We start from the raw sequence: 12,119 nt of genomic DNA, 5'->3' as shown, positions 1-12,119 counted from the left end.
CACGACGCGAGCACAAAGCGCGAAGCATCGATGTTCTTCGATATGTCGAGCGTAGACCCTTATATCGACGAACGTCAATGGAGCCTCGAGTGGAGCCGGGGCGGGTCAGTCCAGCCCAAGGTCGTTCTTAGAGTACGCGAAGAGGTAGGGCACTCCGGCAGTGGCTTCGATGTGCTCCTTGGCGCCGGTGTCTCGATCGACGATCACCGCGACCGCCTGGACGATTCCTCCGGCAGCCTGCACCGCCTCCACCGCGGTCAGCGCGGAGCCGCCGGTGGTGGAGGTGTCCTCCAGGACGACGACCTTCCTCCCCTCCACGCTGGGACCCTCGACCTGGCGACCCATGCCGTGGGACTTCTGCGCCTTGCGCACCACGAACGCGTCCGTGGCCGCGCCGTCCTGCGCGGCAGCGTGCATCACTGCCGTGCCCACCGGGTCGGCACCCATGGTCAGACCGCCGGCGGCGACATAGTCGATGTCGGCGTCCGCGAGCAGCTTCCGGATGACGCGCCCGACGAGCGGGGCGGCCTCGTGCTGCAGGGTGATCCGGCGCAGATCGATGTAGTAGTCGGCCTCCTTGCCGGAGGACAGCGTGACCTTGCCGCGCACCACCGCGAGCTCGCTGATGAGCTCCTGGAGGCGCTGGCGATCAGCGGCATGGTCGACGGGCTGCGGGGATCCGGCGGTGGTCTCAGTCATGGAACCCATCCTAGCTATGGGCCCGGCTGGGTCCCGGCGGCCTCGCGGCCTGCATCCGGACCCCGCGCATCACCCGGCTCCGGACCCTGCGACGAGACCTTCCCTCCGCGCGCTCCGCCGGCACCGGCCGCGACCTGTTCCTGCGCATCGACGATCCGCTCCACGAACCAGGAGGCGATCGTGGCGGTGACGGAGCCGATCAGCGCGATCCCGGCGATCATGAGCCCGATCGCGATGAGCCGCCCCAACGTGGTGACCGGGTAGTAGTCGCCGTAGCCGACGGAGCTGATCGTGACGAAGGCCCACCAGATCGCATCCCCGAAGCTGGTGATGTTCGCACCCTCGGCATTCTGCTCCGCGTCGAGGACGCCCAGCGCGGCGACCAGCACCAACATGCCCGAGACCCCGGCCACGTACACCGACACCTTTCCGCGCAGGGCAGAGCCCATGGTCCGGTGCATCACCGCCACCACCTTGACCAGACGGAGCAGCTGCAGCGGCCGCAGGAAGGGCAGCGCCGCCATCGCGAGCTCGTGGAGGTGGGTCAGGAACCAATGCCGCCGATGCCGGACCAGCACGAGGCTGATCACGTAGTGCAGGGCGAAGATCATCCAGACAGCGATCAGGAAGATCGGCGGCCAGGCGATATCGGTGGGTCGCGTGTTGGCCAGCACGAGATAGGCGTACACGATGAGGAACGACAGCGCCACGATGGCGAGCGGGAGCTCCGTGATCTTGTCCCAGCGGCGATAACGCGCCCCATAGTCCGGCGCCATCACAGATTCCCCCTCCGGCCTGCAGGGTGATGTCGACTCAGGGTACCCAGCGGCACTCCCGACAGCCATGCCTCGCACACCGGTCAGATCGCCCACGCACTCCCCGCGAGACTCTGCTGACACACAGGCTCCAGTGATCTGGCCGAAACCTGCTCCTGAGTAGACTCAGATCATGCGTGAGCTACAGACAGACATCGTGGAAGAGATGGGCGTCAAGCCCGCGATCGATCCCGCAGAGGAGGTCGGTCGCCGCGTCGACTTCCTGGTCGAGTACGCCAAGACCGCCAAGGCAAGGGGTTTCGTGCTGGGCATCTCCGGCGGCGTGGACTCCTCGCTGGCGGGCAGGCTCTGCCAGCTCGCCGCCGAGAAGCTGCGTGAGCAGGGCCTCGAGGCACAGTTCCACGCGGTACGGCTGCCCCACGGAGTTCAGCACGACGCCGACGACGCCGCCACCGCACTGGACTTCATCGCCCCGGATCACACTCACAGCTTCAACATCGAGAAGGCCGTCACCGGAGTGAACATCGCCTTCGACGAGGCCTTCGGACGCCCGCTGCAGGACTACCACCGCGGCAACGTCAAGGCCCGCCTCCGGATGACGGTGCAGTACGCGATCGGCGGCGAGAACAACGCACTGGTGGTCGGCACCGATCATGGCGCTGAGTCCATCACCGGCTTCTTCACCAAGTACGGCGACGGCGGCGCGGACATCCTGCCGCTGTTCACGCTGAACAAGCGCCAGGTCCGGCAGCTGCTGCGCCACCTCGGCGCCTCCGAGGCGCTCTGGTCCAAGGCCCCGACGGCGGATCTCCTCGATGACAAGCCCGGTCAGCTCGATGAGACCGAGCTCGGGATCAGCTATGACCACATCGACGACTACCTCGAGGGCCGGGAGATTCCGGACAGCGAGGCCGAGATCCTCGAGAAGCACTACCTGCGCACCCGGCACAAACGCACCGTCCCGGTCTCCATCGCGGACGACTGGTGGCGCCACGGCTGAGCCCGCCGCCCTCGGGCGCCGCTGGTAGTTTTGATCCATGCGGATTGCGACATGGAATGTGAACTCGATGCGGGCCCGGGCTGACCGGGTCGAGGCCTGGCTGGATCGATCGGACGTGGACGTCCTGGCGATCCAGGAGACCAAGTGCAAGGACGAGAACTTCCCCTGGGAGCTCTTCGAGGCCAACGGCTACGACGTGGCCCACTTCGGACTCAGCCAGTGGAACGGGGTGGCCATCGCCTCGCGCGTCGGCATGAAGGACGTCGAGCGGACCTTCCAGGGCCAGCCGGTCTTCGGCAAGGGCGGCAAGGACCCGATTCAGGAGGCCCGCGCCATCGCTGCGACCTGCGGAGGCGTGCGCATCTGGAGCCTGTATGTCCCCAACGGGCGCTCACTCGAGGACGAGCACATGAACTATAAGCTCGCCTGGCTGCGTCAGCTCAACGAGCACGCCGAGTCCTGGCTGAGCGAGGACCCCCAGGCCCAGATCGCACTGATGGGCGACTTCAATATCGCCCCGCAGGACGAGGATGTCTGGGACATCGACTTCTTCCGCGAGCAGGGCCTGACCCACGTCTCCACCCCCGAGCGTGAGGCGTTCCAGGGGTTCCTGGACAGCGGATACACCGAGGTCGTGCGGCCCCACACCCCTGGCCCCGGGGTCTACACCTACTGGGACTACACGAAGCTGCGCTTCCCGAAGAAGGAGGGCATGCGCATCGACTTCGTGCTGGGCTCCCCCGCACTCACCGAGCGCGTCAGCTCCGCCTCTATCGACCGCGAAGAGCGCAAGGGCAAGGGCGCCTCCGATCACGCCCCAGTGATCGTGGAGCTGGACTGACCTTCTCAGCACCCCTGGACCTGCAGACGACGACGGCGCCCGATCCCCCACGCGAGGGATCGGGCGCCGTCGTCGATGTATCAGGTGAAGACCTGGAGGGCTCAGCGGCGGTTCTTCAGCTCAGACCGCAGCGCTTCGATCTCGGACTGGGTTCCGGCGGTGTTCTGCGAGGTGCGCACCAGTGCGATCAGGATCGCGTAGATGAACTTGGCGAACTTCACGGCCACGAAACTCTGGAATGAGAAGTCGAACAGAGCCGCGAAGAAGTTCTTGCCCTCCGGCGACCGGTTCGACGGCGGCGTGCCCCGGTTCTGCGCGTACTGCTCGGGGTAGGGCTGCTGATGCGGCTGGCCGGAGTATGGGCCGCCGTACTGCTGGCCGGGGTACGGGCCGCCGTACTGCTGGCCGGAGTACGGGCCGCCGTACTGTGGGTCGCCCGGCCCCGACTGCGGCTGGGGCTGCATGCCCGGCTGGGTCGGGTTCGGGCCAGCCCGACCGGGACCCTGCTCAGGGATCTGATCGGGAGTGCGGGCTGGGAACACACCATTCGCCGCCTTGGAAAAACGGGGGTGCAGTGCAGGGTCAGGACGACGGGTACGAGCTCGAGTGGCCGTCTTCGCCGTCTGTATCCCGGCCCTCTTCGAAAGTGGCTCTCCGGATTCGCTCTTCCAGGCCGGAGGGGGGCGACTCTTCGCGCCAGGTCACCTCTGACGCTTCCAGGCGCGCGGTCGCTGCACGAAGTTCGGCGAGCTCCACATCGATCGACGGGTCTGCTGCTCGAGCCTCGTTGAATTCCTGCTGCTCATCGTCACTGAGATCGCCGGCCAGCGCTCCGGCGATGAGTTCCTCCCGCCGCGAAGGCATTTCCCTCATCGTGAGCGTGACCTCCCAGTGCCAGTCGCAGTGATCTCAGTCCGTAATACATCCGCGTCCGCAAGGTCGCGACCGGAACTCCCGTCTGATTCGAGAGCTCTTGGTAGCCTACGCCGTCCAGCTGAACAGCAATAATCACCTCGCGGTGCTCGAAGGTGAGGGTGGCAAGGGACTCGAAAAGGTCCAGGCACTCGATGATGAGGAGGTCCTCCGTCACCGGCTCACTGGCCCATTCGATCTTCTCCGCGTCCGAGGGTGCCGGGCGCCGGGCCCGTGCTCGAAGTGAGTCGATGACCAGGTTTCGCGCGATGGCAAACAGCCAGGTCCTCACCGAGCCCCGCGAGCTGCTGTACCGATCCCTGTTCCGCCAGGCCCTGATAAAAGCTTCCTGAACACAGTCCTCCGCCTCGGCACGATCACCCAGTGCGTTGAGCGCAAAGGAGAACATTGCCGCTCCATGCTCAGCAAAGGCTTCCCGGACATCAAAAGGCCTCTCATCCTCTGGGTGCATCGAGGGCACCCCCCGGCGCGGCCGGATCCAGAAGCACGCACATGCCGATTCCCATCGAAATCCGCCCAGGGGAGATCCGGCTAGGCCTCGAGCGGGGCCAAATGTTCAACCCAGGCCCGGGAGGATCGACCGGCTCCACCTCCCCCGACGCGAGGGTGGCCGTGGCGCGCGAATCAGCCTGGCCAGGGCCTTTGGGAATGTCGCGGACATGTAGACCAGAGACGCTGCGATGAACGGTGGCGGCGACAGGCATAGGTACACACCTTCCTGGCCCCCGAGCAATTCCGGTGCAAGGATTATGGCCGGGGACGGTCCTTAAATACGTAGATACTTAAGTAGAGTATCGATGGTCTCGAAGTTCCACAAGATATGACTAAGATCACTTCTATTACAAGGTCTCACCAGCGCATCGAATGCAGTTTTTCCCACATCACGCGGCTCATCAATCTCGTGGACGCTCCAATTCCGCGTCATCTCAACCAATTTCGTATCCGGATCAGCTTTACCATGACTGACATCCCACCAGGTCAGTTGACCATCGTGTGACGCCTAGGGGGACGCGGCCACCGCAGTGGCTTGCTGCCGCGGCACGTCCAGGCTCGCGCCGGAGATCGCTGCCTCACCCCGGAGCCACTGCGACTCGACTGGATCACATGCCCAGGAAGCGGCCGCGGCCGAACCTCCCGCGAGCGCCGCCCCATTCGCGCCACAGACTCACTCGAGGCCCCGAGCGCTTCGCCTCTCCTGGGTCAGTGGATGCTGGTGATCAGCGCATCCCACTAGGTCGTCTGGCTCATTCTCTATTGTCCTGTCAGTCCTGTTCAAAACCTCAACCAGACCTGCCTCTCTCCAGCGGCCTGTCCGCACGCGGGATGGTCGTGGTCGTGCACTTCGTCCCGGCCGTCGTCTCCACACAGTTTGTAGCTGTCATGAACGCCGGGGCGATTACCGGCGTATCCACTACTACAACCGCTCCGACATGCGGAGCCGGGACCCCTAAGTCGCGCCAAAATTTCGATTCGTCGCGGACTTTCCCAGCTGAAAAGGTGATTTATGGTTCTATACGAAGGCTCGCCGAAGGCCGTCCCCTCGGTGACCCCGGACCTTGCACTCAAGACTTATCCTGATCCCGTCCACCGTGAAACCGCCCCGAACGAAGTCAGTGCGCTGACCGCCCCCGCAGGCGCTTCGAAGGTCAACGGATTCGGGAACACCCTCGCACCATCGACCGCCGTCTACTCCGGCGGTGCGGTGACCACTCCCCGCACCCTGCTGGACATCTTCTTCCACTCCGTGGACAACTTCCCAGATGCCATCGCACTCGATGACGGTGTCGTCGCGCTCACCTACCTGGAACTTCTGGGTCGCATCGATACGGTCTCGCTGACCATGCGAGCAGCCGGCATCGGAACTGGCGACCGAGTGGGCATCCGGGTCCCCTCCGGAACTGTGGATCTCTACATCGCCATCCTGGCCGCGCTCTACCGCGGCGCCGCGTACGTTCCGGTGGACCACGATGAACCCGACGAGCGCGCCAAGCTCGTCTGGCAGGAAGCCGGCGTGACCGCCGTGGTCGAATCCGGTCTCAACGTGCGTCTTCTGCCTGATTCCCCTCCGCGCGGAGCCGACCGGCCCCCCAGCGGCGACGACGACGCGTGGATCATCTTCACCTCGGGATCCACCGGCAAGCCGAAGGGCGTCGCCATCACGCACAGGTCTGCGGCGGCGTTCGTGGACGCCGAGGCCTCCATGTACTGCCTCGACTCCCCGCTAGGCCCCGGCGACCGGGTGCTGGCGGGACTTTCGGTGGGCTTCGACGCCTCCTGTGAAGAGATGTGGCTCGCCTGGCGCTACGGCGCCGCCCTGGTCCCGGCGCCGCGCGACGTCGTCCGTTCCGGCGAGGACCTGGGCCCCTGGCTGGTCGAGCGCGGCATCACCGTCGTCTCCACGGTTCCGACGCTGGCCGCCATGTGGCCGCCCGAGTCCCTGAAGAAGGTCCGTCTGCTGATCTTCGGCGGCGAGGCCTGCCCGCCGGAACTTGTGGCCCGCCTTGCCACCGACGGTCGCGAGGTGTGGAACACCTACGGTCCCACCGAGGCCACCGTGGTGTCCTGCGGCGCCCTGGTCGACGGGTCCACCCCCGTGCGCATCGGCCTCCCCCTCCTCGGATGGCAGCTGGCGGTCGTGGACGCAGAAGACCGGCCGGTCCCCTGGGGAGAGGTGGGCGAACTGGTGATCGGCGGAGTCGGACTGGGTCGCTACCTGGATCCGGAGAAGGACGCCGAAAAGTACGCTCCCATGACCACACTCGGCTGGCCCCGCGCCTACCGCAGCGGCGATCTTGTGCGAGCCGAGATGGAGGGGCTGATCTTCGTGGGCAGGGCTGATGATCAGGTCAAACTTGCAGGTCAGCGTGTCGAGCTGGGCGAGGTCGACGACGCGCTCAGCCATCTTCCCAATGTCGCAGCGGGCGCGAGTGCAGTGCAGACCAGCCCAGATGGCAACGGCATCCTCGCCGGGTATCTCGTACCGGCCGCTGGCCACAGGATCGACCTGGTCGAGGCTCGCGCCCAGCTGAGTGAGAAGCTGCCCGGACGCCTCGTCCCCGCGCTTGCGGTGATCGAGGAGCTGCCGGTGAAGACCTCGGGCAAGGTCGACCGAAAGGCCCTGCCCTGGCCGTTTCCAGCCGACCCGAGTGCGGCCGCCGCGGCCACCGAGCTGCACACCGACTTCGTCTGGCTGGCCGAGAAGTGGACCAGCCTGCTGGGACCGTTGCCGCTGAACGCGGACAGTGACTTCTTCGCCCTGGGCGGTTCCAGCCTGACCGCGGCCCAGCTCGTCTCGATGCTGCGCAAGCGCTACCCAGACGTCTCCATCGCCGATCTCTACGCCCACCCCACACTCTCCGCGATGTCCTCACACCTGCGCCATCTCGACCCGGCAACCGCCGTGGAGCGGACAACACGTCCCACGCCACGGTGGACCGGATTCCTGCAGATGCCGCTGATCGCGGGACTCTACGGAATCACCGGACTGCGCTACGTCACCGGAATCATGATCGTGTGCCTGGTGCTGTTCCAGATCGGTGAAACTCCATGGGTGCCGAACCCACCGCTGGTCCCGACGATCATCGCCTGGCTGGTGCTGTTCAGCCTGCCCTCCCGTGCGCTGGCTGCCGTCGCTTCTGCCAGACTGCTGCTGTTCAAGGTCAACCCGGGCATCTACCCGCGAGGTGGATTGGTGCACGTCCGACTCTGGGCCGCCGAACGGATCGTGACCTTCTGCCAGCTGGACGGGCTGATGGGCACTCCGATGGCTCCGGCCTTCGCTCGCGGCCTGGGCGCCGTTGTCGGCAAAGACGTCCACCTGGACGCACTTCCGCCGGTCACCGGCCTCGCGGTCATCGAGTCAGGTGCCTCCATCGAGAACGACGTCGATCTGGCCGGTCACTGGCTTGAGGGCGATGAACTGCACATCGGCATCGTTCGCATCGGCCAGAATGCTCGAGTGGGCACCAGGTCGACTCTGCAGGGCGGTGCGGTCATCGGAGACAACACCGAGATCGCCCCGGCCAGCGTGGTGACCGACATGGTCCCGAACGACGAGCACTGGGCAGGATCCCCGCTGACATTCCTCGGCGCCTCAGGGCAGGACTGGCCCGAGGCCGCGGAGTCCAAGGCGGACCGCTCACGCGGCGTCGCGCTGCTCTACCCGATCGGACTCGTCCTGCTGGGTCTGATGCCGCTGCTGGCACCGCTCCCCGGCGCCGCGCTGATGCTCTTCCTGATCTCAGGCTTCGAAGCCCTGGAACCCGCGCTGTGGACTCTCGCCGCGTGGACACCGGTGTTCATCATCATGACCGTGGTGACGTACCTCTTCCTGCTCGCCGGATCTGTGCGTCTGATGGGGCGCCTGATGCCCCGAGGGACCCACTCGGTCCACAGCGTTCCCGCATGGGCGGCATGGATGTCAGGACGCCTAATGGGGAAATCCCTGATCAACCTGTACCCGCTATACAGCAGCATGCTCACCCCCGCATGGCTGCGCCTGCTCGGTGCACATGTGGGCAAGGACGTGGAAGCCGCCACCGTTGAGGCGATCCCGCACCTGACCAGCGTCGGCGACAAGGCCTTCCTGGCAGACCATTCACTGGTCTCCGCCAAGTACGTCCGTCGCGGCTGGCTGCGGCTTGAGAGCGGCAGCGTCGGCCAGCGGGCCTTCCTCGGCAACTCGGCCATTCTCGGTCCGGACCAGAGGATGCCCTCGAACTCGCTGGTCGCCGTGCTGTCCTCCGCGCCGAAGGACATGCCGCCGAACTCCCTGTGGCTGGGCAACCCGCCGATCGAACTCCCACGAGCCGCCGAGACGGTCGATTCATCGTTGACCTTCGATCCGCCCCGTCGGCTGAAGGTCGCCCGCGCAGCAGTCGAGCTGTGCCGCATCCTGCCGATGTTCATCGCGGCGTGGCTGGCATTGGTCACGGTATACGCGCTTGCTCTGGTGTACACCAGCTACGGATTCTTCGCCGCCGTCATGCTGTCCGGCCCGGTGGTCCTCGCCAGTGGGATAGTCGCGGCACTCATCGCGCTGGCAGCCAAGTGGCTGCTGGTCGGAAGGTTCAAGGCGACCGAGAAGCCCCTATGGAGCTCCTTCGTGTGGCGCAACGAACTCGCCGACTGCTTCTCCGAAGCTCTCGCCGTTCCCGGCCTGATCCGGATGAGCCTGGGCACCCCGCTGCTGAACCTGTGGCTGCGTGCCATGGGTGCGCGAATCGGTCGAGGCGTGTGGTGTGAGACCTGGTGGCTCCCCGAGTTCGACCTGATCAAGCTCGACAAGGGCGTCTCGGTCAACCGAGGAACCGTGCTGCAGACGCACCTCTTCCATGACCGAATCATGCGCCTGGACGGGGTCCACCTCGAAGAGGGCTCTTCCCTCGGAGCGAACAGCATCGTGCTGCCCGGCAGCTCGCTGGGTGCGCACGCAGACGTCGGAGCCGGTTCTCTGGTGATGCGTTCGGAGAGCATTCCGGCCTCGACCACCTGGAACGGAAACCCTATTCGCCGGTCTCTCGGCGCCTTGGCGAATCGAGAGTCAGCGCCGGTCGGGTCTCTTCGTTGAGAGGCCACAGCATTTATAGAGGAAGAGAAGGAGGCACGATGGACTCGACACCTGATCTCAGGTTTCACATCACCCCACAGTTCGGCACGGTGACGACAGCCATGGTGACACCCTTCGATGAGTCTGGGCAGCTGGACCTGGAGGGAACGCGAGATCTCGCTCGCTGGCTCACACGTGACGGTTGGAACGACGGCCTCGTGGTCAACGGCACCACCGGCGAGTCGATCAGCACCACCGACGCGGAGAAGACGCTCATGGTCAGGACGGTGTCCGCCGCTGTCGGTGGACGCGTGTCAGTGATCGCTGGCGTCGGCGCGGGCAGCACGCAGCACAGCATTGAGCTGGCGCAGGCCGCTGCGGGAGCAGGGGCCGACGGGTTGATGGTCGTAGCGCCGTATTATTCGCGTCCCACCCAGGCAGGCCTGCTGCGGCATTTCACCGCAGTCGCGGACAGCACCTCGCTGCCGGTCATGCTCTACGACATCCCGCAGCGCACTGGAGTCGCGATCAGTCCGGAGACTCTCGTCGCAGCAGCAGAGCATCCGAAGATCGTGGCGGTGAAGGACGCCAAGGGTGACCTGGCCTCGAGTTCATGGGTCATGAGCCACACAGATCTGAACTACTACTCGGGGGAGGACGCGCTGAACCTTCCGATGCTCTCGATCGGAGCAGTCGGTTTCGTCTCGGTCGTCGGACACGTCGCCGCGGACATGCTGCGCCACATGCTGGACTGTCACCAGCTCGGGAGGCCGACACAGGCGGCGGCTATCCACCGTCAGCTGCTGTCGACCTACACCGGCATGTTCCGCGCGCCGGCCGCCGCCACGGTCAAGGCTGCGCTGGCGATGCGCGGGCTCCCCGCCGGGCCCCTGCGGATGCCGATGGTGGAGCTCGACTACGTGCAGAAGCAGCAGCTGTCCCTGGACCTGATCGCCTCCGGGATCACAGACCGACCCGTGCCGGACCGACCGGTCAGGTCGGTGGAGACCGTCGTGTTGGAGTCCGCCCCGGCCCGACCCGTTCTAAGTCTCCGACTGCCTTGACCGGTGCCGCCAAAGACCCTCAAGTTCGCGGGGCAGTTCAGGGATCCGTGACCGCCGAGAAGCGCAAACGTCGTCTCGTCGGGGTCGATGCGGCTCGAGGCATCGCCCTAATAGGCATGATGGCCATCCATGTCTTGCCCAGCATCACGGATGACATCGAGCCGACGTTGACCTGGCTCGTCTTCTCCGGCGTCTCGGCGGCGCTCTTCGCCCTCCTGGCCGGAGTGGCGGTGGCGTTCATGACGGGCGGGCCTCGTCCACCGAGCGGCAGTGCGCTGACCGCGTCTCGGGCAGCACTGGCAGTCCGGGCGGCGTTGATCACCCTGATCGGTCTGCTGCTCGCCTACGTCGATCCGCCGGCCGCCATCATCCTCGTCTACTACGGCGCCATGTTCCTGCTGGCCATACCGCTGCTGCGGCTCTCCGTCCGCGCACTGTTCAGCATCGCCGTCGGCATCGCGATACTGGGGCCGGTCATGGTTCATCTGGCCCAAGGCGCCCTGCCGGGCCTCGACGGCTACGATCCCAGCCTTACCACGGTGGTCACCGATCCCATCGCCTCTGCCAGTGCCGTCCTGTTCACCGGCAGCTTCCCCGTCATCCCGTGGATGGCCTACGTGTGCGCCGGCCTGGCGATAGGTCGACTGAATCTGCGGGACAAGGTTCCAGCAGTTCGTCTCTTGGTCGCGGGCATCCTGGTCGCCCTCGTCGCGTGGTTGACCTCGACCGTGCTGCAGGGTCCGCTAGGGGGCCGTGATCAGCTGGGCGCCGCGACTCCGTGGTCAGCGACCGAGCTCGACTGGTTCATCACCTGGGGGCCTCCCCCGGAGCTTCCGACGACGACCTGGTGGTGGCTCACGGTTCTGGCGCCGTATACGTCCACCCCTTTCGAAGTTCTGCATTCGCTGGGCGTCGCAGCTGCGGCGCTGGGCGCGATGCTGCTGATCGGCAGAGCGGCGGGAAAGTTCCTCCGACCGTTGGCGGCGATCGGCAGCATGACCCTGACCCTGTACACCGTGCATCTGCTCGTCCTGGCCACCGGGTTCCTCGCTGACGCGCCATGGGCATCCTTCATCATCCAGACGTCCGCGGCGGTGCTGTTCGCGATGGTGTGGCTGCGCTTCCGGGCCGCCGGCCCGCTGGAGCGTGGGATCACCGTGGCGTCCCGCGCCGCCCGAGACTGGGTCGAGGAGCGCCTACGACGACGGACTCCGAGGTAGCGCTGTAATCACGCCTGGAGTACTCAGTCCACTACACT

At 65.9% G+C, this 12,119-nt stretch carries 9 protein-coding genes; 5 read left to right on the top strand and 4 right to left on the bottom strand.

The genetic code is table 11. From position 1 onward, the window contains the following. Nucleotides 1-105: 105 nt before the first annotated feature. Nucleotides 106-699 carry an orotate phosphoribosyltransferase gene (gene pyrE / locus ACHAA4_RS06020; protein ID WP_435773285.1) on the bottom strand — a complete coding sequence of 198 codons (594 nt, stop codon included), beginning with the start codon at nucleotides 697-699 and terminating at the stop codon, nucleotides 106-108. 14 nt (nucleotides 700-713) lie between these two features. Further along, nucleotides 714-1,475: a potassium channel family protein gene (locus ACHAA4_RS06015; protein WP_435773284.1), complete on the bottom strand. Its 762-nt coding sequence runs from the start codon at nucleotides 1,473-1,475 to the stop codon at nucleotides 714-716. Nucleotides 1,476-1,647: 172 nt separating this feature from the next. Here ACHAA4_RS06015 and nadE point away from each other — a divergent pair, with 172 nt between their 5' ends. Both nadE and ACHAA4_RS06005 read left to right on the top strand, forming a co-directional pair. Then, nucleotides 1,648-2,475 carry an NAD(+) synthase gene (gene nadE, locus ACHAA4_RS06010; protein ID WP_435773283.1) on the top strand — a complete coding sequence of 276 codons (828 nt, stop codon included), beginning with the start codon at nucleotides 1,648-1,650 and terminating at the stop codon, nucleotides 2,473-2,475. A 37-nt stretch (nucleotides 2,476-2,512) separates the two neighbouring features. Continuing rightward, nucleotides 2,513-3,316, top strand: coding sequence for an exodeoxyribonuclease III (locus tag ACHAA4_RS06005; protein ID WP_435773282.1), 804 nt, complete (start codon nucleotides 2,513-2,515; stop codon nucleotides 3,314-3,316). Nucleotides 3,317-3,417: 101 nt separating this feature from the next. Here ACHAA4_RS06005 and ACHAA4_RS06000 read toward each other — a convergent pair whose 3' ends face one another. Then, complete coding sequence (locus ACHAA4_RS06000; RefSeq protein WP_435773281.1) at nucleotides 3,418-3,780, bottom strand: hypothetical protein; 363 nt, start codon at nucleotides 3,778-3,780, stop codon at nucleotides 3,418-3,420. 344 nt (nucleotides 3,781-4,124) lie between these two features. Further along, entirely contained in the window at nucleotides 4,125-4,700 is a 576-nt protein-coding gene (locus tag ACHAA4_RS05995; protein WP_435773280.1) for a sigma-70 family RNA polymerase sigma factor, read from the bottom strand. A gap of 1,053 nt (nucleotides 4,701-5,753) precedes the next feature. Between ACHAA4_RS05995 and ACHAA4_RS05990 the strand changes: the two genes are divergently transcribed. The 3 genes from ACHAA4_RS05990 to ACHAA4_RS05980 are packed head-to-tail and all read left to right on the top strand — an operon-like array spanning nucleotide 5,754 to nucleotide 12,081. Beyond that, nucleotides 5,754-9,818 (top strand): Pls/PosA family non-ribosomal peptide synthetase, encoded by a 4,065-nt coding sequence (locus tag ACHAA4_RS05990; RefSeq protein ID WP_435773279.1) that lies wholly within the window; start codon nucleotides 5,754-5,756, stop codon nucleotides 9,816-9,818. A 38-nt stretch (nucleotides 9,819-9,856) separates the two neighbouring features. After that, nucleotides 9,857-10,861: a 4-hydroxy-tetrahydrodipicolinate synthase gene (dapA, locus tag ACHAA4_RS05985; RefSeq protein ID WP_435773278.1), complete on the top strand. Its 1,005-nt coding sequence runs from the start codon at nucleotides 9,857-9,859 to the stop codon at nucleotides 10,859-10,861. Between the two features lie 47 nt (nucleotides 10,862-10,908). Then, nucleotides 10,909-12,081, top strand: a complete 1,173-nt coding sequence (locus tag ACHAA4_RS05980; RefSeq protein WP_435773277.1) for a heparan-alpha-glucosaminide N-acetyltransferase domain-containing protein — start codon at nucleotides 10,909-10,911, stop codon at nucleotides 12,079-12,081. Nucleotides 12,082-12,119: the final 38 nt, after the last annotated feature.

Origin of the sequence: Nesterenkonia maliinae (genome assembly GCF_051262655.1) — a bacterium.
Classification (GTDB): Bacteria; Actinomycetota; Actinomycetes; order Actinomycetales; family Micrococcaceae; genus Nesterenkonia.
This window is presented reverse-complemented; position numbering and strand designations above follow the sequence as displayed.

Excerpts from the sequence above, each read along its gene's own strand:
- pyrE (WP_435773285.1), bottom strand. The coding sequence starts at position 699 with ATGACTGAGACCACCGCCGGATCCCCGCAGCCCGTCGACCATGCCGCT.
- ACHAA4_RS06015 (WP_435773284.1), bottom strand. The coding sequence starts at position 1,475 with ATGGCGCCGGACTATGGGGCGCGTTATCGCCGCTGGGACAAGATCACG.
- nadE (WP_435773283.1), top strand. The coding sequence starts at position 1,648 with ATGCGTGAGCTACAGACAGACATCGTGGAAGAGATGGGCGTCAAGCCC.
- ACHAA4_RS06005 (WP_435773282.1), top strand. The coding sequence starts at position 2,513 with ATGCGGATTGCGACATGGAATGTGAACTCGATGCGGGCCCGGGCTGAC.
- ACHAA4_RS06000 (WP_435773281.1), bottom strand. The coding sequence starts at position 3,780 with ATGCAGCCCCAGCCGCAGTCGGGGCCGGGCGACCCACAGTACGGCGGC.
- ACHAA4_RS05995 (WP_435773280.1), bottom strand. The coding sequence starts at position 4,700 with ATGCACCCAGAGGATGAGAGGCCTTTTGATGTCCGGGAAGCCTTTGCT.
- ACHAA4_RS05990 (WP_435773279.1), top strand. The coding sequence starts at position 5,754 with ATGGTTCTATACGAAGGCTCGCCGAAGGCCGTCCCCTCGGTGACCCCG.
- dapA (WP_435773278.1), top strand. The coding sequence starts at position 9,857 with ATGGACTCGACACCTGATCTCAGGTTTCACATCACCCCACAGTTCGGC.